20 protein-coding genes and 1 riboswitch are annotated in these 23,675 nt (G+C 36.7%); of the genes, 7 read left to right on the forward strand and 13 right to left on the reverse strand.

The genetic code is table 11. The features are described 5' to 3' along the window. Positions 1-211: 211 nt before the first annotated feature. From CER22_RS17320 to rlmD, 3 genes are all read right to left on the reverse strand, one after another. A complete protein-coding gene (locus CER22_RS17320) occupies positions 212-2,230 on the reverse strand; it encodes a GAF domain-containing sensor histidine kinase (protein ID WP_088609262.1) in 2,019 nt (672 codons plus the stop codon). A 182-nt stretch (positions 2,231-2,412) separates the two neighbouring features. Beyond that, on the reverse strand, positions 2,413-3,402 hold the full coding sequence (locus CER22_RS17325) for a tRNA dihydrouridine synthase (protein WP_088609263.1): 990 nt from the start codon (positions 3,400-3,402) through the stop codon (positions 2,413-2,415). A 248-nt stretch (positions 3,403-3,650) separates the two neighbouring features. Continuing rightward, positions 3,651-5,027 (reverse strand): 23S rRNA (uracil(1939)-C(5))-methyltransferase RlmD, encoded by a 1,377-nt coding sequence (rlmD, locus tag CER22_RS17330; protein WP_016133496.1) that lies wholly within the window; start codon positions 5,025-5,027, stop codon positions 3,651-3,653. 121 nt (positions 5,028-5,148) lie between these two features. Continuing rightward, a riboswitch (purine riboswitch) is annotated at positions 5,149-5,250 on the forward strand. A gap of 203 nt (positions 5,251-5,453) precedes the next feature. On the opposite strand from rlmD, the gene CER22_RS17335 reads away from it, so the two are divergent. The 4 genes from CER22_RS17335 to CER22_RS17355 all read left to right on the forward strand — a co-directional run bounded on the left by CER22_RS17335 (position 5,454) and on the right by CER22_RS17355 (position 10,773). After that, positions 5,454-6,650 (forward strand): NupC/NupG family nucleoside CNT transporter, encoded by a 1,197-nt coding sequence (locus CER22_RS17335; protein ID WP_001200511.1) that lies wholly within the window; start codon positions 5,454-5,456, stop codon positions 6,648-6,650. A gap of 281 nt (positions 6,651-6,931) precedes the next feature. Next, positions 6,932-8,035, forward strand: coding sequence for a polysaccharide deacetylase family protein (locus CER22_RS17345; protein ID WP_088609265.1), 1,104 nt, complete (start codon positions 6,932-6,934; stop codon positions 8,033-8,035). A gap of 309 nt (positions 8,036-8,344) precedes the next feature. Further along, positions 8,345-9,427 carry a polysaccharide deacetylase family protein gene (locus CER22_RS17350; protein WP_088609266.1) on the forward strand — a complete coding sequence of 361 codons (1,083 nt, stop codon included), beginning with the start codon at positions 8,345-8,347 and terminating at the stop codon, positions 9,425-9,427. Between the two features lie 116 nt (positions 9,428-9,543). Then, positions 9,544-10,773 carry an aminopeptidase gene (locus tag CER22_RS17355; RefSeq protein WP_088609267.1) on the forward strand — a complete coding sequence of 410 codons (1,230 nt, stop codon included), beginning with the start codon at positions 9,544-9,546 and terminating at the stop codon, positions 10,771-10,773. A 40-nt stretch (positions 10,774-10,813) separates the two neighbouring features. Here CER22_RS17355 and CER22_RS17360 read toward each other — a convergent pair whose 3' ends face one another. From CER22_RS17360 to CER22_RS17405, 10 genes are all read right to left on the reverse strand, one after another. Then, on the reverse strand, positions 10,814-11,137 hold the full coding sequence (locus tag CER22_RS17360) for a DMT family transporter (RefSeq protein WP_000263259.1): 324 nt from the start codon (positions 11,135-11,137) through the stop codon (positions 10,814-10,816). Positions 11,138-11,184: 47 nt separating this feature from the next. Further along, positions 11,185-12,636, reverse strand: a complete 1,452-nt coding sequence (gene gabD, locus CER22_RS17365; RefSeq protein ID WP_087982241.1) for an NADP-dependent succinate-semialdehyde dehydrogenase — start codon at positions 12,634-12,636, stop codon at positions 11,185-11,187. Next, a complete protein-coding gene (locus tag CER22_RS17370) occupies positions 12,629-13,996 on the reverse strand; it encodes a sigma-54 interaction domain-containing protein (RefSeq protein WP_088061543.1) in 1,368 nt (455 codons plus the stop codon). Before CER22_RS17370 ends, gabD begins: the two co-directional genes overlap by 8 nt. A gap of 115 nt (positions 13,997-14,111) precedes the next feature. After that, positions 14,112-15,476: a 4-aminobutyrate--2-oxoglutarate transaminase gene (gabT, locus tag CER22_RS17375; protein ID WP_088061541.1), complete on the reverse strand. Its 1,365-nt coding sequence runs from the start codon at positions 15,474-15,476 to the stop codon at positions 14,112-14,114. 154 nt (positions 15,477-15,630) lie between these two features. Beyond that, a complete protein-coding gene (locus tag CER22_RS17380) occupies positions 15,631-16,377 on the reverse strand; it encodes an HAD family hydrolase (RefSeq protein WP_088061539.1) in 747 nt (248 codons plus the stop codon). Between the two features lie 137 nt (positions 16,378-16,514). Then, the gene (locus CER22_RS17385) at positions 16,515-17,420 is read right to left on the reverse strand and encodes a diacylglycerol kinase (protein WP_000977669.1); all 906 of its coding nucleotides are present in this window, start codon (positions 17,418-17,420) and stop codon (positions 16,515-16,517) included. A 470-nt stretch (positions 17,421-17,890) separates the two neighbouring features. Then, positions 17,891-19,318, reverse strand: coding sequence for an Asp-tRNA(Asn)/Glu-tRNA(Gln) amidotransferase subunit GatB (gene gatB, locus CER22_RS17390; protein WP_001047688.1), 1,428 nt, complete (start codon positions 19,316-19,318; stop codon positions 17,891-17,893). A 14-nt stretch (positions 19,319-19,332) separates the two neighbouring features. Further along, positions 19,333-20,790, reverse strand: a complete 1,458-nt coding sequence (gatA, locus tag CER22_RS17395; RefSeq protein WP_000051449.1) for an Asp-tRNA(Asn)/Glu-tRNA(Gln) amidotransferase subunit GatA — start codon at positions 20,788-20,790, stop codon at positions 19,333-19,335. A 15-nt stretch (positions 20,791-20,805) separates the two neighbouring features. After that, complete coding sequence (gatC, locus tag CER22_RS17400; protein WP_088061537.1) at positions 20,806-21,096, reverse strand: Asp-tRNA(Asn)/Glu-tRNA(Gln) amidotransferase subunit GatC; 291 nt, start codon at positions 21,094-21,096, stop codon at positions 20,806-20,808. 141 nt (positions 21,097-21,237) lie between these two features. Next, positions 21,238-21,474, reverse strand: coding sequence for a YiaA/YiaB family inner membrane protein (locus CER22_RS17405; protein WP_001254393.1), 237 nt, complete (start codon positions 21,472-21,474; stop codon positions 21,238-21,240). 231 nt (positions 21,475-21,705) lie between these two features. Here CER22_RS17405 and CER22_RS17410 point away from each other — a divergent pair, with 231 nt between their 5' ends. From CER22_RS17410 to CER22_RS17420, 3 genes are all read left to right on the forward strand, one after another. Further along, positions 21,706-22,188 (forward strand): MarR family winged helix-turn-helix transcriptional regulator, encoded by a 483-nt coding sequence (locus CER22_RS17410; protein WP_000942477.1) that lies wholly within the window; start codon positions 21,706-21,708, stop codon positions 22,186-22,188. A gap of 75 nt (positions 22,189-22,263) precedes the next feature. Continuing rightward, positions 22,264-23,445: an ArsA family ATPase gene (locus tag CER22_RS17415; protein ID WP_088061535.1), complete on the forward strand. Its 1,182-nt coding sequence runs from the start codon at positions 22,264-22,266 to the stop codon at positions 23,443-23,445. Further along, a complete protein-coding gene (locus CER22_RS17420; RefSeq protein WP_087982231.1) occupies positions 23,438-23,629 on the forward strand; it encodes a DUF3926 domain-containing protein in 192 nt (63 codons plus the stop codon). Before CER22_RS17415 ends, CER22_RS17420 begins: the two co-directional genes overlap by 8 nt. Positions 23,630-23,675 lie beyond the last annotated feature (46 nt).

Raw genomic sequence — 23,675 nt, forward strand, 5'->3', positions numbered from 1 at the left:
GTAAAAAGGGATGGGGATTTACTATTAATTAACACACTTAAAAATGGACTAACCTAATATAGGTTAGTCCATTTCTTTTTATGCAACTCTAATTTAGTAGGCAACTCAAACGTGAATGTTACGCAAAATTCAGGTGAAATAGATTGATTATGTTTACTTAGGTTTTACTTTTCATTTGTGGTACGGTTCACCGTAACTAATCTAAATGAGGTTATTGTTCATTATTTTTATAATTAAATTTAACAAAAAATGTAGTGCCCTCCGATCCTGTTTGAATTTCTATTTTTGCATTATGACGGGCAGCAATGGCATAACATACACCTAACCCCAATCCAGTTCCATTATTTTTGGTCGTGTAAAATGGAGTACCTAGTTTCTCTAATACTTCAGGCGTGATACCTGTTCCTTGGTCCCGCACTGCAAGCACCACACAATCTCGACCTTCTTTATAGGTGCTAATGGTTAGAACTTTCTCTTTGTCCATCGCTTCTAAGCCATTACGGTATAAGTTTATTAATAATTGCCGTACCTCATTACGATTTAAAAGTAATTCCGGAATGTCATTTGTATCGACTTGAATATATTTATTTTGATTATGCGTATCAATCTTTATTAAAGGAATAATATCGCGGATAATTGAATTTAAATCTAACATCTGCAAATCCGATTTCCTTGTATTACCCATTGAGAGAAATTCAGTAATAATAGAATTGGCACGGTCAAGTTCTTCAATCATTAAATTAAAGTGCTTATTATGTTTCTCATAGGTGGGCTCTTCTTTTAATAACTGCAAAAATCCTCGTACTGTTGTCATTGGATTTCTAATCTCATGGCTGATACCTGCTGCCATTTTCCCTATTAAATCTATGTTCGATAACCTTTTCAATTCCTGCTCATATTGCTTTTTTTCCGTTATGTTTTTAAAAATACAAGAAATACCATCATCATACGGGTATGCAATAACTTCGTACCAATATTCATCAGGGGCAGAAAAAAATTCAAAATACACTGTAGTTCGCTCTGACATTACACGATGAAGTTCCTTATACATGACTTCGTCAATGCTATTCGGGAAAATCTCCCATATATTCTTGCCTAATACATCTTTTGCTGTTTTTCTTTGTGGAAAATATTGATGCTTATTTACATACGTAAATTCCCATGTATTATTCAAAGTAAAAAATCCATCTGTAATACTTTCAATCACACTTGTAATTTTTTCATTAGCAACAGCTAGTTCTTTCGTTCGCTCTTCCACCATGCTTTCAAGTCGATCCATATATAACAAGTTTGAAAACGTAGGCGCTGTGGCATCAACGATAGATTTTGCCAGTTGCATCTGGGAATTATCATAATTATGAGCTTTTCCCTCTTTGTCAACGACGATTACCCCTAATACTTCTCCCATTGAAACCAATGGAATCATCAGTAGACCCTTACTATCTATATTTTTTGTTTGAATAACCTCTTGGATCTTAGCTTCATAGCTTTTCTCCATCCAATCCACTTCTGTCCAATCACAGTCCTTGCTTAACTTCGTTGTTTTAATCGTTGTTTTGTCTAGGGGGTCTAAAAGGTGGGCTGCCATGCTGTTACTCTCTAAAATCTGTCCTAAGTAAAAAAAACATTTATCAAAACTCTCCTGTATCGAGGAACACATTGATAAATCACGGGTAACATTTAGTAACAGCTGCTTCTCGGCAATAAGGTTTTCCTTTTGCGTTAAATTATTTGCGTTTTGAATTGCAACCGCAGCCATATTTACATAAGCTTCAACACTTTGAATTTCTGAATTTGTTAAGTTCATTGGAATTCCATAATCAAATAAAAAAACCAGACCAAATAACTCTTGCCCAAATGAGATAGGTAGAGCTAATAAGGACTTAATTTTGAACGCAGCAACTGGTCTCGGATCCGGCCGATGATCCTTTGATGTATCAGGAATATAAATGGTTTTTTGGGTTTCAATAACTTCTTTTGCCAGTAAGTCTATTTCAGGATCAATTACCTGAGTATCGAGCGTTACGCCATTTATTGTCTCTGGTTTTCCTGCAAACCCTCTAAATGTTCCATCTTCCTGGGGTAAATAGATTCCAACAGCGTTGCACTTAACAATCTCCTCTGATATCGCCATTGTTACACGCTGCAATACTTCACGTAGTTCTAATTTTGTATTTATTATTTTTGTTATATTCGCGAGCCTAGAATATCTCGCCTGATCACTTAACATTCACATGGCCTCCAATTATAGGCATAATAAAATAAACATGATACTATCATTGAAAATCAAGACCAACCTACCATTTTCACTTTTCTCCTGTATTCTTTTCTTACCCCTTTTTACATAGAATACCTCACTTACTTATGATACGGTTCACCTTAATTAAAATGAAACAGTGTAACTTTCAAAAGTTACACTGTTTCACTACCTTCTACCACATTCACACTCGCCTCAAACTTATCAAGTAATGCGCGTACTTCATCAGTTGATTTTGTGCTCATCAATTGATTTCTTAGTTCAGCAGCTCCAGGGAAGCCTTTTACATAAATTTTGAAGAAGCGATGTAGTCCTGTGATGGAGCGTGGTAATACTTCTGCATATTGATCTTGAAGATCAAGTTGTAGTCTTAAAAGATCTAGATGTTCTTTACTGCTATGCTCTCTTGGCTCTTTTTCGAAAGCAAACGGATTTTTAAAGATACCTCGTCCAATCATAACACCATCAATGCCGTATTTTTCAGCAAGTTCCAGTCCGACTTTACGGTCAGGAATGTCTCCGTTGATTGTTATTAGCGTATTTGGTGCGATACGGTCACGTAATTTTTTAATTTCCGGAATTAGTTCCCAATGCGCATCCACTTGGCTCATTTCTTCTCTTGTACGTAAGTGAATAGAAAGGTTTGCGATATCTTGTTTGAAAATATGCGTTAACCAATCTTCCCATTCGCTTAACTCTTTAAAGCCCAGTCGCGTTTTTACGCTGACAGGTAGTCCGCCCGCTTTTGCTGCTTGAATAAGTTCTGCCGCAACGTCTGGACGTAGAATAAGGCCACTACCTTTTCCTCTTGATGCTACGTTCGGTACAGGACAACCCATGTTAATATCGATGCCTTTAAATCCTAACTCTGCCATACCAATACTCATTTGGCGGAAATATTCAGGATTATCTCCCCAAATATGCGCCACAATCGGTTGTTCATCTTCTGTAAAAATTAAACGGCCACGTACACTTTTCATACCTTCTGGATGACAATAGCTATCCGAGTTTGTGAACTCTGTGAAGAATACGTCTGGGCGACCAGCTTCACTTACTACGTGACGGAACACAACGTCTGTCACATCTTCCATTGGTGCAAGTACGAAAAATGGTCGTGGTAAATCACGCCAAAAATTATCTATCATTTCAAATTCAAATCCTCTCACTATGAATGCAATTTCAAACTCTCAATAAAGTGAAACTTTAATCAGTGGGGGGTTTCTTCATCCCCCACTGATTATTAGTTGAACCAATCGGACTTTAATGGGCAGTTGATCCCCCACCTAACTTCTTTGCTTTCGCTGAATTTTGAGGTGGGGGTCTTACTGCCCATTAAAGCGGGATAAACCAAAAAGCAGATGGTATAGATTCTCCTATATCAACTGCTTTCCTATTATACCAACTTAAGCCAAGCCACACACTCCACATGAGTCGTATGCGGGAACATATCAACAGGTTGTACTTCCTGCGTTTTATATCCGCCTTCTTCTAGTACTTTTAAGTCACGTGCTAATGTTGCTGGGTTACATGATACGTATACGACGCGTTTTGGTTTCATGTCGATGATTGTGTTTAGTAGTGCATCATCACAACCTTTACGCGGTGGATCTACGACCATTGTGTCGGCGATTATGCCTTCTTTGTACCATTTTGGAATAACTACTTCTGCTTCTCCTACGCCAAACTCAGCGTTTGTCATGTTGTTTAGTGCTGCGTTTCGGTTTGCGTCTTCGATTGCTTCTGGGACGATTTCAACGCCGTACACTTTTTTCGCTTTTTGCGCTAGGAATAAGGAGATTGATCCAATTCCACAATAGGCATCAATTACTGTTTCGTTACCATCTAGTTTTGCATATTCTAACGTTTTATCGTATAACACTTTCGTTTGTTCTGGGTTTACTTGATAGAATGAACGTGCTGAAATTGCAAATTTAATGTCACCGATAAAGTCATAAATGTATTCCGACCCGTACAGTACTGTCGTTGTGTCTCCAAAGATTACGTTTGTACGTTTCGTGTTTACGTTTTGAACAATTGATTTTACTTCTGGGAATTTCGCAGCAATTTCTTCAATGATTGCTTTTTTGTTTGGTAATTCTGCTGTACGAGTAATGAAGACAAGCATAATTTCCCCTGTTACTTGTCCGTAACGAGCCATTACGTGGCGAAGTGTTCCTTTGTTACGCTCTTCGTTGTATGCCGAAATACCGTGTTTTTCACAAATACGTTTTACTTCCTGGATTAATGTATCGTTTTCTTCTGCCTGAATTAAACATGATTCCATATTAATAATGTCATGTGTTCCTTGGCGATAAAAACCAGCGACAAGTCCACCTTCACGTTCTCCAATTGGTACTTGTGCTTTGTTACGGTATACCCATGGGTTCTTCATACCAAGTACAGGGTGCACAGGAACATCGCTTAATCCGCCAATGCGCTGCATAACGTCACGTACTTGTTTTTCTTTCGCTTGTAATTGTCCTTCATATGTTAAGTGCTGAAGCTGACAACCGCCGCACTGATTGTACACTGGGCATTCTGCATCTTTACGATATGGGCTCTCTGTATGAAGCTTCATTAAACGACCGAATGCGAAGTTTTTCTTCACTTTAATAATTTTAATTTGTGCTTCTTCACCTGGTAATCCGTTTTTAACGAAAATAGGATAGCCCTTTACTTTCGCAACACCGGCACCATCATGGGTTAAATCTTCAAATACTACATCTATAAAATCATTTTTTTCAACTGGTGGCGTCATTTTTGTACTCATTTTCCGACCTCTCTTTTTCATAACACTGCGTTACATTTTATCATACTTATATGGTCTATTTCTATCGGAAGAAAAAAAGCTATTGACGATAGTTCTCTGTTAATGTTACGCTACTACTAATTTAATACGGACGATGTTACCTCATATATATTCGATAATATGGATCGAGAGTTTCTACCCGGCAACCTTAAATTGCTGGACTATGGGGAAAACTAATGAATATTAGCCTATGTGCAAAAAAAGGACTCATATTGATTAGCTTTCTCTCATAGATGAAAGTGAATCCATATGGGTCTTTTTTTATTTTTATTTTTCTAAAAGGTCAGACATCTTACGTATGACATAAAACCTCTTTGTTTTATTTTTAGTAATATAACGAGCGTTTTATGTACAAACTTTATACGAACTTCTGAAAGGGGCAACTACATGCAATATGTAATGAGCATTATCGGTATTCTTGTCGTTTTAGGTTTATGCTTTGCTTTGTCAAACAATAGAAGTAAAATCAACTTCCGTGCAATTGCTATTATGATTGGTTTCCAAATTTTAATCGGTTGGTTTATGTTTGGCACAAAAATTGGTCAACAAATTATTATCTTCATTAGTAAAGTTTTCAACAAACTAATTAAACTTGGTACGACAGGTGTCGATTTTCTCTTTAATGGAATTCAAAGAGATTTTGTCTTTTTCTTAAATGTATTATTAATTATCGTATTTTTCTCAGCACTACTTTCTATCTTTAGTTATTTAGGTGTTTTACCATTCATCGTTCGCGTTGTCGGTGGTGCAATTTCAAAAATTACTGGTTTACCACGCGTCGAGTCATTCCACGCAGTAAACTCTGTATTCTTCGGTTCAAGTGAAGCATTAATCGTTATTAAAAACGATTTACAGCATTTTAACAAAAACCGTATGTTTATCATTTGTTGTTCTGCAATGAGTTCCGTTTCTGCTTCTGTTACAGCATCATATGTAATGATGTTAGATGCGAAATACGTACTAGCAGCTCTTCCACTAAACTTATTCTCAAGCTTAATCGTTTGTTCGCTATTAACACCAGTTGATACGAAAAAAGAAGATGAAGTGATTCAAAAATTTGATAGAACTTTATTCGGAGACAGCTTTATCGGCGCAATGATTAACGGTGCGCTTGATGGTTTAAAAGTAGCTGGTATCGTTGCCGCATTAATGATTGCCTTCATCGGTGTGATGGAAGTTGTAAACTACGTAATTAGCGCAGCTTCAGGTGCAATGGGATATGCTGTTACTTTACAACAAATCTTCGGTTATATACTTGCTCCATTCGCATTCTTAATGGGTATTCCAACTCAAGATATTATCCCAGCTGGTGGAATTATGGGTACGAAGATTGTATTAAACGAGTTTGTAGCAATCCTTGATTTAAAAGGTGTTGCATCAACATTATCTCCACGTACAGTCGGAATCGTTACAGTATTCTTAATTAGCTTCGCAAGTATTAGCCAAATTGGTGCGATCGTTGGGACAATCCGTGCTCTTTCTGAAAAACAGGGAAGTGTCGTATCTAGATTCGGTTGGAAAATGTTATTTGCATCAACACTTGCTTCTATCTTATCTGCAACAATCGCTGGATTGTTTATATAATAAAAAAACTCCACCTTACTTCTCCTTTTTCAAAAGGAAATTTAGGTGGAGTTTTTTTACTTTCTTCTATATGTATTTTTATGTAAACTCCACCAGAAAAATATAAGGTTTTTTTCCGAATTATTCCAAAAATGTATTCCCCTCTATATTCTATAGTGATATGATGTACAAGGGTATAATTCAAATTTTTAAAATCGAAAATTTGAATTATTGTCACTTATACGAATGATAATTTCAAGACATAAGTGATGATAATTAAAACACAATAGAAGGATGATAGAATGAAAAAATATACATATATCGCTTTACTTTCTTCTGCTATTCTCGTAGGTTGTAACACTAGTAGCACTAGTGATAAACAAATAAAAGAAGCAACGGCGAAACAAACAGTTGAACAAAAAAAAGCGAAAGCGGTTGAACTGCCTTTAACACAAGGGATTATTACATGGGATCCGTATGAATATAACGCACAAAACACCACGCTTTATACAAAGGATTTAAGAGATTCATTCACACAAGTACGTTACAATATTTGGCGTACTGCTGATGGTCCTGAAAACAAACAAACTTTTACTTCACAAGAAAAAGAACGTGACTTTGCCCTCCCACTACATTTAAAATCATTTCATTTAAAACGTGGCGAATTTCAAATTGAAACAGTAGGAATCAAAGAAGATCATACTGAAACAAATCTAGTAACATCTAAAATTACATTCCAGCAACATGTACCCGTATTAATGTACCATGCGATTGAAAAATACCCTGGACCAAGTGATGGGGATTACGGCTTATACGTACCACCTGAGCAATTCGAAAAACATATGCAATATTTAAAAGATAACGGTTATACGATGCTTACATTTGAACGTTGGAATGATATAAATCGTGTAAATAAACCTGTTTTTGTAACGATGGATGATGGTCGAAAAAATAATATGAACGCTCTTCATATTTTACAAAAATTAAAGGATGATAGATTTCAACCTACGGCTACTGAATTCCTTACTGCAAATGAGATAGACAAACCAAATCGTCTATCAACAGATGAGATAAAACAAATGATGGATTCAGGCATTTTTTCTATTCAATCACATACTGCTAATCATACGATGATGGCTCATTCAAGCAATTATGATGAGGAATTACGTAGTTCGAAAGAAAAAATCGAAGCCCTTACTGGTAAAAAGGTCATCGCTCTCGCCTATCCAGTAGGTTCTTATAATGACCCAGCTGTTGAAGAAACAAAAAAACATTATGAGTTCGCAGTAACTACTGATCACGGTAATCACATTACAAAAGGGATGCCAAACGAACAGTACTTAATTAAACGCCACTTTATAGGGCCTAATACATCAATGGAAAAATTCATATCTCTTATAAAGTAAAACTTTAATCAGTAGGGGTTTTGTTCACCCCCACTGATTATTAGCCCTCACCAATCGGGCTTTTACGGGCAGTTGATCCCCCCACCTAACCTCTTTGCTTTTGCTGAATTCTAAGGTGGGGTCTTACTGCCCACAAATAGCGGGATAAAGTAAACTTTACTAAAAGATGATAGAAATAGTTCTATTAAAAGTCACTAACCTATCTCATTACTAAAATGATATGATGAACAAGGGTATGTCCCCACCTCTCTTACAGCGGTGGGGATTTTAAATACGTATGCAACATAATACACAATAGAAGGTGATTTTATGAGAAAATACGCAGCAATCGCTTTATGTACGTCTGCCATTTTAGCTGGCTGTAACAGTAGCAATGTAAACCAGGAACCTAAAAAAGAGAAAAAGGTTCAAGAAGTTAAGAAACAAGAAGAGGTTGTACAAGAACAAGGTAAAATTTCTTATCATCCGATTACACACGAATCTACAAACACTACTATTCATATGACAGATATAAAGGATACTTTAAGTGAGGTACAATATAAAATTTGGCGCACAGCTGATGGGAAGGAAAGTGCTAAATCTTTTTCTTCTAAAGAAAAGGAGAAACAATTTACACTTCCTTTTGACATAAAAGAATTTGAAGGAAAACGCGGTGAGTTTCAAATTGAAGCAATAGGAATGAAAGAAGATGGGAAAAACATTCCACTCACAAAATCTACTATTACTTTCGAGCAAAAGGTTCCCGTTCTTATGTACCATGCAATCGATGATTATCACGGACAAGGCATTAAAGATTTATTCGTATCACCTGCTAATTTTGAAGCCCAAATGAAATATTTAAAAGACAACGGCTATACATTACTAACTTTTGAACGTTGGGGCGATATTAATAAAGTAAATAAACCTATCTTTGTTACATTTGATGACGGTATGAAAAATAATATAAATGCATTTCATATTTTACAAAAGCTAAAAGATGATACGTTTAAACCAACAGCAACAGAATATATGATTGTTAATAATGTCGATGCTGAAGGATCACTTTCTACATCTGACATAAAAGAAATGGTTGATTCCGGCATTTTCTCTATGCAATCTCATACTGCAACACATGCAGACTTGCCGAAAATTACAAACTATGAAGAAGAATTAAAAGAATCAAAGGAAAAGCTAGAGAAAATAACAGGTAAGCCTGTTATTGCAGTTGCTTATCCATTCGGTCATGTGGATGATAAAGTTGTTGCAGAAACGAAGAAATATTATCAATTTGCGACGACAACAAAACCCGGAAAGTTCATTACGAAAGGTGAACCCGATGAATTATTAAAAATGAAGCGTGTTCGCATACACAATTCGACGACTGTAGAACAATTTGCTTCTTCGATTAAATAACGATGAGAGCTCAATATATTTTGAGCTCTCTTTTTACGCTATATTTATATATATTTTTTGAATTTTCTTGTATTATATATAGTAAGAAATCTTTCAAATTAAAGGAGATTATACATATGTCATTTGAACAAACGTTAGAGAAATATGCTGCTCTTGCAGTCAATGTTGGTGTTAATATTCAACCAGGACAAACACTATCAATTAGTGCACCTCTTGAAGCTGTACAATTTGTGCGCCTCGTTACAGAAAAAGCATATAAATCTGGTGCAAAACACGTATATGTGGACTGGAATGATGAGACGTTAACACGCTTAAAGTTCGACCTAGCTCCTGAAGAAGCATTCGCTGAGTTCCCATCTTGGAAAGCACACGCTCGTGAAGAATTAGCAAAAGAAGGCGCTGCATTTATGTCTATTTATGCAGAAAACCCGGATTTATTAAAAGGCGTAGAAGCAACGCGTATCGCAACAGCTCATAAAGTAGCTGGTGAAGCAATGAAAGTATACCGTGATTACGTACAAGCTGATAAAGTAAGCTGGTGTGTCATTTCTGTTCCTACGAAAGAATGGGCTGCGAAAGTATTCCCTGACGTTGCACCAGAAGAACAAGAAGCAAAACTATGGGATGCTATTTTCAAAGCTACTCGTGCGGATTTAGAAAACCCTGTGGAAGCATGGAAAGAACACGATGAAACGTTACATACAAAAGTTGATTACTTAAACGAAAAGCATTATAAAGCCCTTCACTATACAGCTCCTGGAACAGATTTAACGATCGAACTTCCAGAAAAGCATGTATGGGCTGGTGCTGGTAGCTTAAATGAAAAGAACGTACCATTTATGGCGAACATTCCAACTGAAGAAGTATTTACAATGCCACTTAAAACAGGTGTAAACGGCCAAGTATCTAGCACAAAACCGTTAGCATTTGCAGGTAACATTATCGATAACTTCACGTTAACATTTGAAAACGGACGTATCGTAGACTATAAAGCTGAAACTGGTGAAGAGGCTTTAAAACATTTAGTAGAAACAGATGAAGGCTCTCACTTCTTAGGCGAGGTTGCTTTAGTACCTCATGATTCACCAATTTCAAATACAAATATTTTATTCTACAATACACTATTTGACGAAAACGCATCTTGCCACCTTGCAATCGGAAGTGCTTATGCTTTCAACTTAGTTGGCGGAAAAACAATGTCTAAAGAAGAACTTGCTGAAAACGGAGCAAACAATAGTATTACACACAACGACTTCATGATTGGATCAGCTGAGCTTGATATCGATGGTATTACAGATGACGGAAGACATGAACCAATCTTCCGTAAAGGTAACTGGGCATTTTAATAAAAACAAAAGGCTATCTTCCACACCGGAAGATAGCCTTTTATGATGCCGATGAAACCTTAAGTCCAATTACTCCTAAAACAATAAAAAGAATACAAAATGCTTGGAATAAGTTAATGTGCTCTTTGAAGAAATACACGCTAATAATTGTAATAAGTAATGTTCCTACACCAGACCAAATCGCATAAGCAATACTTAAATGAATTTTTTTGACAACGATAGCAAATACGCTGAAACAAATTCCATAAAATACGAAAATAAGTACACTGGGAACGAGCTTTGTTAAACCATTTGATAGTTTCATCGCAATTGTTCCAGCTACTTCAAAAATAATTGTAACAAGTAATAATAGCCAATATACCATACTAGAATCTCCTTCTCTGTTACCTTATAGAGATTCTAGTATACTACTTATAGTCCTAATGAAATATATTTAATTTCTAAATATTCCTCGATACCGAAATGGCCTCCTTCACGGCCAATACCACTTTCTTTAAAGCCACCGAATGGTGCTTGTGCAACTGATGGAAGTCCATCATTTAATCCGATAATACCGTACTCTAATGCTTCGCTAACTTGGAATGCTTGACTAATATCTTTTGTGAAAATATAAGCAGCTAAGCCATATGGTGTATTATTTGCACGTTCGATTACTTCTTCAACCGTTTTAAATTTCGCAACTGGTGCTACTGGTCCGAATGTTTCTTCATTCATACAAAGCATCGTATCGTTCGCCAATCCAATTACAGTTGGTTGCATAAAGTGTCCATCTAGCTCTGCAACCTTTTGACCACCAAATAAAACTGTTCCACCCTTTTGAATAGCATCTTCGATATGTTCCTGTACTTTCGAAACTGCATTCTCGTCAATAAGTGGTCCTACAGTCGTTCCATCACCGAAACCGTCTCCTACTTTTAACTGCCCTACTGCCTTTTGAAACTTCTCTGCAAATACTTCATACACTTCTTCCTGAACAAATACTCGGTTTGTACATATACACGTTTGTCCTGCGTTACGGAATTTCGAACCGATTACCGCCTCTACCGCTTTATCTAAGTCCGCATCATTCATAACAATAAACGGCGCGTGACCACCTAACTCAAGTGAAACCTTTTTCATCGTTTGTGCAGCACTAGCCATTAATTCTTTCCCAATCTCAGTTGATCCTGTAAAGGAAACTTTTCGAACACGCCCATCTTCCATCCACGTATCAGCAATTGCTTTCGCACTACCTGTTACAATATTTATTACGCCTTTTGGAATGTCCGCTTCATGGGCTAATTCAGCTAATTTCAAAGCAGTTAACGGCGTTTGGCTTGCCGGTTTTACAACTGCCGTACATCCCGCTGCAAGCGCCGGGGCTACCTTTCTCGTAATCATAGCAGCCGGGAAGTTCCAAGGTGTAATAGCGGCCATAACTCCAACCGGTTGTTTCATAACTAAAATACGTTTATTCGGATGAGAAGCAGGAATCATTTCGCCATATACGCGTTTACCTTCTTCTGCATACCATTCAACAAAGCTATTGGCATAATTCACTTCACCAAGTGCTTCTACAAACGGCTTTCCTTGTTCTCTCGTCATAATCGCTGCAATCTCTTCTTTATTTTCATCGATAAGTGTGAACCATTTTTTTAACTTCACTGCACGGTCTGCTGCTGTTAACTTAGACCATGATTTAAAAGCTTCATGAGCAGCATCAACAGCTTGCTTTGCCTCTGTTACCCCGCCCTTTGGTACCGTCGCAAATATTTCCTTCGTTGCTGGATTATTTACTTCGATTTGTTCTTGCAATGTAATCCACTCACCATTTATATACATCGCCTTTTTCTCTACATTTACAAACGTCGCTTTTTTATCCAATGTTTTCTTCCTCCTCTATAAGTTTCTTTATCTTCCTAGTGGCAGCAGATTGACTTATTTTTAAAAACTCCGCTACTTTATAACTCGATCCATATGTTTTATATGCTTTCAAAATAATATTCCGTTCTACTTCTTCTAACATTTTATAGAGACTTTGGCCGGACTGTTCAACCGTTGATTCTTGCATCGCTATTGGCAAATCTTCTATCGTAACGATATCATCAGCAGTTATAACAATTCGCTCAATCACATTTTCAATTTCTCTATTATTTCCTTCCCACCGGTAACCAACAAACATTTGCAATGTGCTAGGCGCTAATTTTACATTCCGACCATATTTCTCGTTAAAGTGCTGTAAATAATGATAAATGAGTGGCAAAATGTCTTCAGTTCTTTCTCTGAGTGGTGGAATTACAATTGGAATGACATTTAGACGATAATATAAATCTTTCCGGAATGTTCCTTGTTTCACCATCATATTTAAATCTCTATTTGTAGCCGCTACAATTCTAACGTCCACCTTTTTTAATTCTCTTCCGCCAATAGGACGAAACGTTTTTTCTTGCAACACTTGCAAAAGTTTCGCTTGAATTTCAAGTGGCATTTCGCCAATTTCATCTAAGAAAAGGGTTCCTTTATGAGCCGATTCTAATAATCCCTTTTTCCCTTCACGATTCGCACCTGTAAAAGATCCACCTGAGTATCCAAAAAGCTCTGATTCAATTAAATTCGTTGGCAATGCCGCACAATTAATTTCATAGAAACTTTCATTCTTCCTGTTACTCACTTCATGTAAATGACGTACTAATCGACTCTTCCCTACTCCTGTCTCACCTAAAACGAGAACTGTACTATCTACCACGGATACTTTCTTGATTGTCTCGACTATTTTTTGCATAGCGATACTTTTAAAAATAAGTCCTTCATGTTCATATGTTTCTCTTAATTCTTTTTTATATGTTTTTAACTGATTATCCATTTCCTCTACCTTTTGACGTAATTGGTAGAGCTCTGTCAGATCACGTGAATAACTAATTACTCTTCTTAAATTTCCCTCATTATCAAAAACAGGCCTTGTACGAACGTGTAAATACTCTCCTGATTTTGTCGTTTGAACGAGTTCAATCGGTCTCTTTTTTTCAATTACTTCTAACGTTGCCGATGGATAAAAGATACCATCCTTCTGCAATTCTTTCACATGCTTACCTACCAACTCTTTAGCAGCTAGTTGATAGTGCCTTTCACATGTACTATTTACACGCACAACGATTCCCTTTTCGTCAGTCACAAAAATTTCGTCAAACGCATATTCAAATACATCTTGTAAATCCATTAACACTCGTTCCTTTTCTCCAACCATCCTAGCCACCCCTAACTTCCAATCCATCGATTCACTTCACTACCTTTATTATAAAGTGAATTTTCTGTATTTTATATAGAGTCAGCTAGAATGTTTGCGATTTATTATTTAACTTTTAAACACGAGCAGTATTCGCTTTCTCATAACAGACTTGCAATGATTCTTCAATTATAGTTAATCCTTCTTCAAGTTGCTCATCTGTAATAACTAATGGCATTAACACACGAATAACATTACCGTATGTCCCTGCTGATAGTAGAAGTAATCCGCGTTTATTTGCCTCTGCGCACAAATTAGCTGTTAACGTTTTATCAGGTGCTTTCGTCTTACGATCTTGAACGAGCTCGAATGCACACATTGCTCCTAAACCACGCACATCACCAATGCAATTATATTTATTTTTCATCTCTTCGAATCGGTTCATTACGACTTTTCCTAATTCTATCGCTCTATCATTTAAATTCTCTTTTTCTATTACATCAAGTACTGCCAATGCTGCTGCACATCCTAGTGGGCTTCCTGCATACGTTCCACCAAGCTCTCCCGGCGCAGACTCATTCATAATTTCCTTGCGCCCAATAACACCACTAATCGGTACACCAGCGCCTAATGATTTAGATACCGTAATTAAATCTGGAACGACATCATAATGATCAATGGCAAAATATTTTCCTGTACGACTAAATCCTGTTTGAATTTCATCCGCTACAAATAAGATGCCGTGTTCTGAACAAATATTGCGTACTTCTTGCACAAACTTCTTACTTGGAACGATAAATCCGCCTTCCCCTTGAACAGGTTCCATTACAACGGCTGCAATTGTTTCTGGTGCTACTTCTGATATGAAGAAATTCTTAAACTCTTCAATAATAAAGTCATCGTACTGCTCTTCCGTTAATCCTTCTGGGCGGCGATATTCGTACGGGAATGGTGCTTTATAGACTTCAGGCGCAAATGGACCAAATCCAAATTTATATGGTTTTACTTTACTTGTCATCGTCATTGTCATTAATGTACGCCCATGGAATCCTTTAGAAAATGCGATAATACCAGGTCTTTTTGTATATTTACGAGCGATTTTCACAGCGTTCTCAACCGCTTCTGCACCACTATTTAAAAATAGTACTTGCTTATCAAAACTTCCCGGCGCTAATGCCGCAAGTTTTTCTGCTAATTCAATATATGGCTCATACATCATGACATTAAATCCAGTATGAATGTATTGATCTACTTGTTTATGGAGCGCCTCTTTAACAGCTGGATGACAATGCCCTACGTTAATTGTTCCGATTGCTCCCGCGAAATCAATGTACTGATTGCCATCAACATCTGTTACAAGAGAACCATTTGCAGATTGTACAAACGTTGGGATGCCGTTACTTACTCCTTTTGGTACTATATTTTGGCGGCGTTCTAATAAAGACGCTGCTTTCGGTCCAGGAATTTGTTCATTTACTTTAGCAAATTTTTTTGTGTTCATTACGTACCCCATCCTTTTCTTTACATTGTTTTCTCTTTTCATTGCAAAATGTATGCCAACGTTCTTTCCCAGCATTCATCCTGCATACCTTCTATGTCAACATAAAAAATAAGTCTATAAAGACTCATTAAGAGTCCTTATAGACTTATTTTTCTTACACATTAGACTTTCCTTGTTCCCAAATCAACTCACCCGAATGAGAAATAAACTCCCCAACAGATTGTACTACTAAATCTGCAAGTGGTTCTAACGTTTGACGATCTCCTGTACCAGACAGTACTCCAATTGCATAGCAATTGCCACCATTTCTCGCTAAATATAAATCAGTTGGTGTATCTCCAACGATGGCTACTTCACATGCTTCTAAATGAAACTTCTCACAAAAAGATTCTACAATTCTTTTATCTGGTTTTTGTGCCGGAAATGTATCTGAAGCTACAACATAATCAAAAAAGGACTCTAATTGATATTGTTTCAAAAATAATTCTGTTGGTGCAAAATCATCAGCTGTCACAACACCTAAAATAAATCCTCTATCCTTTAAACCTTGTAAAATCCTCGGTAAATCCGCCGTCATTTTCATATAGGAGCGGTGTTCATACATAAGAGAAAATAATTTTTCACTTACCCACTCATGCATTTCCTCTTCCTTAGATGACGTAATATACTTACAAAGCCCCTTTGCTACATCGAGGCTTGTTCCAGCAGCTATTGCACTACGAGGATGAACAAATGCCCCATCCACACCGATTTCTTTTAATAAAGCCTGCTGCATTGACTGTGGGAGTTGATATAATTTTATACATTCAGCGACAAGCTCTTCAGCCACTTTTATCCAAATTGAATGAAAATCCATTAATGTCCCATCTTTATCAAATAGTATTGCCTTTACCTTCTCCATAGCATCCTACCTCTCGTTTCTTATCTCCTCCAGTGTATCAATAAAGTATGGATATAAAATAAACGAATTGTAAAAATACCATAAAAATCAAACTAACTTCCAATTTACAATTCCTCTATATAATAAAAAGGATGCCTTTACAGGGCATCCTCTTGTTGTTCAGGAACAAATAGTTCAAGACAATGATATATATTTTCGAATTCCATCGGTGCATCTCCACCGTATTCACCGTCTAAGTTAATCATTAGTTTATCTGGTGAATGCACTTTAATTCGATTTGCTTGTGTGTATAGCACTTTTGGGTTATTAATATGTTCACCACGCTGCGCTTGTGTTGCTGCTTTAATTAAGTCAGCAATAGAACCTTTTTTCAGTACTAATAAATCAAATAATCCATCGTTAATCGATGCATATGGTGCTACCTTTTCAAAGCCGCCCACTGAACGAGTATTCGTAATTAAAAACATCGTAATTTCTTCTTGTAGTAATTTCCCATCATACTCAATTTCAACATATGTTGGATGTAATGACGGTAACATTTCGATTCCTTTTAAATAGTAAGCAAGTTGGCCTAATACCGTCTTTAGCTTGCTTGGCACTTCATATGTTAATTCTGTAATACGGCCGCCACCAGCGATATTAATGAAATATGTATCATTCGCTCTACCAAGATCTAACGGAACTGTTTTCCCTTCACAAATAATATCCGCAGCCTCTTCAATAGCACGAGGTACACCGATCGCACGCGCAAAATCATTTGTCGTTCCAACTGGAATAATTCCAAACTTTGGACGATGTTCATGTCCTACTAAGCCGTTCACCACTTCATTTAATGTACCATCACCACCAGCTGCGATAACAACATCAAACTTACGATCCGCAGCTTGCCTCGCTGCCACAGTCGCATCCCCAGGACCAGTTGTCGCATGACAAGACGCTTCATATCCAGCTTGTTCTAATTTTTGTAATACTTCCGGTAAGCTCTTCTTAAATAGCTCGCGCCCAGAAGTAGGATTATAAATAATTCTTGCTCGCTTCATCATTTATTAGCACAGGAAATTTCTTTATATATTGAAAAAGAACATACCGAACTTCTATTCAGTATTCCCATGCCTACCTCCTCTCATCTTCCTATCCTTCTTTTATCTCGCTCAAACAGGCAGTAAGAACCCGATTCGTGTAGTCCATCAAAAGTAAATATTCATTTCAATGGTTTTGTTTTATTTGACAAAAAATTTATGTCCATCTATTTCCTCACAACAATTTACATATAACGAATAATAATTATCTATTATTTCATGAGATGAAAAAAACCTCTATGTCTAGATTTATCATTATTCCCACCTTTTTGCAACTATCATACCATAGTTGCTATACAAACATTTTTACACTTTTGACAGTTAATCAAACGTTTGTTTAAACGATCTTCTCTCATTTAAACAAACGTTTGATTAACCTAGAAAAACACCCATGTACGGGTGTTTTTCTGCTTAATCTTTACAAGTTACTATTATTATCGCTTATTAATCTCTTCAAGTAAGATTTTGTTAACAAGCGGCGGATTTGCTTGTCCTTTTGTAGCTTTCATAATTTGACCAACTAAGAAGCCAATTGCACGGTCTTTACCGTTTTTAAAGTCTTCGATAGATTGCTCATTATTATCAAGAATTTCTGTTACAACTTTACGAAGTGTACCCTCGTCAGAAATTTGAACAAGACCTTTTGCTTTAACGATTTCCTCTGGGTCTCCACCTTTTTCAATTAACTCGTTAAATACTTTCTTCGCGATTTTAGAAGAAATTGTACCTTTTTCAATTAATTGAACCATTTTAGATAAACCAGCAGGCGTTAATGCAACGTCTTTTAATTCTTTTTGTTGTTTGTTTAAGTATGCAAGCACTTCACCCATTAACCAGTTTGATGTTAGTTTCGCATCTGCTCCATCTTCAATTGCTGCTTCAAAGAAATCAGACATCTCTTTCGTTAATGTTAATACGTGTGCATCATAAGCTGGTAAGCCAATTTCTGCAACGTAGCGAGCTTTACGTGCATCTGGAAGTTCTGGAATCGAAGCACGAATTTCTTCTTTCCACTCATCATCGATGTAAAGTTCAACTAAGTCTGGCTCTGGGAAGTAACGGTAATCGTCAGATCCCTCTTTCACACGCATTAAGATTGTTTTCTTCGTTGCTTCATCATAACGACGTGTTTCTTGTTGGATGATACCACCAGATAACAATTCTTTCTCTTGGCGCACTTGCTCGTGCTCAAGACCTTTTTGTACGTAAGTGAATGAGTTTAAGTTTTTCAGTTCCGCTTTTGTACCGAACTTCTCTTGTCCAACTGGACGAAGGGAAATGTTCGCATCACAACGCAAGGAACCTTCTTCCATCTTACAATCAGATACGCCAGTGTATTGAATGATTGATTTTAACTTCTCTAAGTATGCATATGCTTCTTCTGGCGTACGCATATCTGGCTCAGATACGATCTCGATTAAAGGCATACCTTGACGATTGTAATCTACTAATGAACCATCAGCTGTATGCGTTGATTTACCAGCATCTTCTTCTAAATGAAGACGTGTAATACCGATACGTTTCTTTTTACCGTCTACTTCAATTTCAATCCAACCATTTTCACCAATTGGCTTATCGAATTGAGAAATTTGGTAAGCTTTCGGATTATCTGGGTAGAAATAGTTTTTACGGTCGAACTTCGTTTCCGTTGCGATTTCACAGTTTAATGCCATTGCAGCTTTCATTGCAAAGTTAACTGCTTCTTTATTTAAAGTAGGAAGTACCCCTGGGTATCCTAAGTCAATTACACTTGTTTGTGTATTTGGCTCCGCTCCGAATTCTGTTGGACTCGCAGAGAAAATTTTCGAATTTGTTTTTAACTCAACGTGAACCTCTAAACCAATAATTGTTTCTAAATTCATCTATGCTCGCCTCCTTACAGACTTGCTTTTTTTGTATGATAGTCTGTTGCTTGCTCAAACGCATGTGCAACGCGGTAAATTGTCGCTTCATCGAAGTGTTTACCAATGATTTGTAGACCAAGTGGCATGTTGTTAGCACCGAATCCACATGGAACAGAAATCGCTGGAACACCCGCTAAGTTTACTGGGATTGTTAAAATGTCATTTGCATACATTGTCATTGGATCATCAACTTTTTCGCCCACTTTAAATGCCGGAGTTGGCGTTGTTGGTCCAATAATAACATCGTAGTTAGCAAATACATTTTCAAAGTCGTTTTTAATTAATGTACGTACTTGTTGTGCTTTCTTGTAGTATGCATCATAGTAACCAGAGCTAAGTGCAAATGTACCAAGCATAATACGACGTTTTACTTCATCACCAAAACCTTCGCTACGTGTGTTTTTGTAAAGGTCTAATAAATTATTTACATTATCAGAACGAACACCGTAACGTACGCCATCAAAGCGTGAAAGATTAGCAGATGCTTCAGAAGAAGATAATAAGTAATACGTTGCTAGAGCGTATTTAGAGTGTGGAAGAGATACTTCCTCCCAAGTTGCGCCCATACCTTCTAATACTTTTAAAGCAGCTAGTACTGACTCACGAGCTTCTTCGCCAACACCTTCTCCTAAGTATTCTTTCGGTACAGCAATGCGTAAACCTTTAACGTCGCCTGTTAAACCAGCTAAGTAGTTTCCTACTTCAACGTTAGCAGAAGTTGCATCCATACGGTCAATACCTGAAATAGCTTGTAATAAGTATGCATTATCTTCTACTGTACGTGTAATCGGTCCGATTTGGTCAAGTGAAGATGCGAATGCTACTAATCCGTAACGAGATACGCGTCCGTACGTTGGTTTTAAACCTACAACGCCGCAATATGCAGCTGGCTGACGGATAGAACCACCCGTATCAGAACCTAGAGAGAATAATACTTCTCCTGCTGCTACAGCTGCTGCAGAACCACCACTAGATCCGCCTGGAACGTAATCTAAGTTCCATGGATTTTTCGTAGCGTAGAAACCTGAGTTTTCATTTGAAGAACCCATTGCGAACTCGTCCATATTTAACTTACCGATTGTAACTGTGTCAGCAGCTTTTAGCTTTTGCACAACTGTTGCATCATAAATTGGATCAAAGTTTGCTAACATTTTGCTCGCACAAGTTGTACGAAGACCGTTAGTTACAATGTTATCTTTTACACCAATTGGCATACCGAATAATAAACCATTATCTTCAGCACCAATTTTCGCGTCTAATTCTTTCGCTTTCGCGCGTGCGTTTTCTTCATCTAATGTAAGAAAAGCTTTTACGTTATCTTCAACATCCGCAATACGTTTGTAAGATTCTTCTACTAAATCCGTAACGGAAATTTCTTTGTTGTTTAACTTCTTATGTAACTCTGATACGGAATGATCAAATAATGACATCGAAATTCCCCTCCTCTATTCTAATACTGCTGGAACACGGATTTGATTATCTTTGTGATCCGGTGCATTTTTTAATACTTCTTCGACTGGTAAACCTTTTTCTGGTACATCTTCACGCATAACATTTTTCATAGTTAATACATGAGTTGTTGGTTTTACATCAGTTGTATCTAATTCATTTAACTGTTCTGCAAATGTAACAATTGCATCTAGTTGTTTTTGAAATTTTTTAGCTTCTTGATCAGTAATTGCAAGACGTGCTAAATGTGCTACGTGCTTTACATTCTCAACGGAAATTCTTGACACGGCTAGGCCACCTCCATAATATATCGTTCAATCTACAATACTATTGATGATACCAAATTTTCAGTACTTCAAGCAAGTCAACACACGGCACTTACTGCATTTTTACATAAAAAAAGAAAGGCAAATGCCTTTCTTTACGATTTACTCTTTATCTAACGGTTTATTTTTCGGAAATCTCTCGTTATCTTCTTCATTATCACGAATTGTTTTTTGTAATACAAAACAAGACATCGTTAAAAATAATGTTCCAATTAAATAATATCCTTTTACACTAAGCGTTTCATCTAACGTATAAATTCCAATTAGCATACCTGAAAGTGCACAAACAAATGAAGTCCATGCTAAAAACGTGAACGCTTGCGTATTACGTCTTCTCATTGTTCTCCCCCTCGTTAGCTGTACATCCATTATAGATAAGTATATTTACTATGATGGATTTTTATGTAAATTCTAGTTTTATATTTATAAATCTATCATAAAAGAATACTATTTTAAAGTTAGTTTTCTGTCTAATCTGAAAAAACAGTTAAAACTATTGACATTTATTTCAATTCTGCATAAAATAAAAACAAATATTACGAACCTCGAAATATACGGGAGTGGAAATAATTGTTGCAATACGAACATTTTTTAGACTTACTGCTAGATAACGCCAAGAAACTTTTTTATCCTGAAGAATGGGTAAGCCTAGATTTAACACTTTCTAAAACAGAAGTATTTTGTTTACTTTGGATGGAGCGAAATACAGATATTACAATGACAAAAATCGCTGACCTTCTTGATATACCGATGAGTACAACGACAGGTGTTGTAAATCGCCTCGTAAAAAAGGGATATATTGAAAGGTACCGTGATGAAAACGACCGACGCATTGTATTAATTCGTTTAACAGAAAACGGCGTAATGCTCGTTCAAGAAGTAAAACAAAATGCAGCCCATTACTTTAACCTAGTGACAGAAGCATTATCAGAAGAAGAAAAAGCATTCTTACTACAAATCTTCCAAAAGATCATGAATCACATTGCTACGTCACAGCAAAAAACAGAAGAAAAGGTTTCTACACCTAAAATGAAAAACATTCCGATTGAATAAAACCCTAGTTGGGTTTTTATTCAACATTTTATTTCGGAACTCGTAATATTCGATACTCGAAACAAAGGGGATAGAATAATGAGAATTATTTTGTATACAGGTAAAGGCGGCGTAGGAAAAACTAGCATTTCAGCAGCAACAGCACTTCAAAGCGCAAAACAAGGATTAAAAACATTAGTAATGAGTACAGATCCTGCTCATAGTTTAGGAGATTCATTTGGTATAAAGCTATCTTCTGAGCCATTAGCAATTCGTGAAAATTTGTGGGCACAAGAAATTAATACGATTTATGAGATGGAAAAAGGCTGGGGGAAATTACAGAAATATATTACGCTACTCTTCACCTCCAAAGCAGCTGATGATATTACAACAGAAGAATTAACGATGTTTCCTGGTATGGAAGATTTAATTAGCTTACTTCGCGTACTCGATTATTATAAACAAAACACATATGATGTTATTATCATTGATTGTGCTCCAACAGGAGAAACATTAGCAATGCTCAGCTTTCCAGACATGCTCGGCTGGTGGATGGAAAAACTCTTTCCTATTAAAAGAAAAGTTTTAAAAGTTGTTCGTCCTGTAGCTCAACCACTTCTTGGTGTCCCCCTTCCAACCGATGATATTATGGACGAATTAACGAATACACTTGAACAACTTGGAGAAATGAGAGATATTTTATCAAACCGAGACATAACAAGTATCCGCATCGTTGTAAATCCTGAAAAGATGGTCATTAAAGAAGCTCAGCGCAGCTTTACGTATTTAAACTTATACGATTATAACGTGGATGCCATTATGATTAATCGCGTCATCCCTAACACTGTCACCGATCCTTATTTTCAAGCATGGAAAGATACTCAAAAGAAATATAAAACATTGATTCAAGATAGTTTTCAGCCGCTTCCTATTTACGAAGCTCCTATGTTTGAACAAGAGGTTGTCGGTTTGTCTATGTTAGAGCGTGTAGGAGATGCTTTATTTAAATCAGATTCTTCTCCTACGGAAGTGAAATTTAACGGTCGCACTCAATATGTAAAAAAAGATGGCGATGAGTATATTTTCGTTCTCTCCATTCCCTTCTCAAACAAAAGTGAACTTTCATTAAATCAAAAAGGTGATGAACTTATCATTCGTTCAGGTTCTGTGAAACGGAACATCACATTACCAAAAACGTTAACACACCTTTCTATTCAAGGAGCAAAATTCGAAGATGATGTACTAAACATTCGATTTGGAGGTGTAGTGCATGCGTGAGGAACTACTAAGGAAGGTAATTCGTACAAAAATAAAAGTCGGTATGAATATATTAGAAGAGTTACCTGCCCCAATCCAGCAATCAGCTAAGCAAGCACTAAACATTTTGCAAGAGGAACTAGCTACTTATCCGAAAAAACAAGAGCATCATGAGGATAATTTAAAAAGTATCATAATTGAATAACTATCCCTGTATAGAGGGCCTTTTTTAGGCTTTCTATATTTTATTG

This window comes from Bacillus sp. K2I17 (assembly GCF_002209985.1).
Lineage (GTDB): Bacteria > Bacillota > Bacilli > Bacillales > Bacillaceae_G > Bacillus_A > Bacillus_A wiedmannii.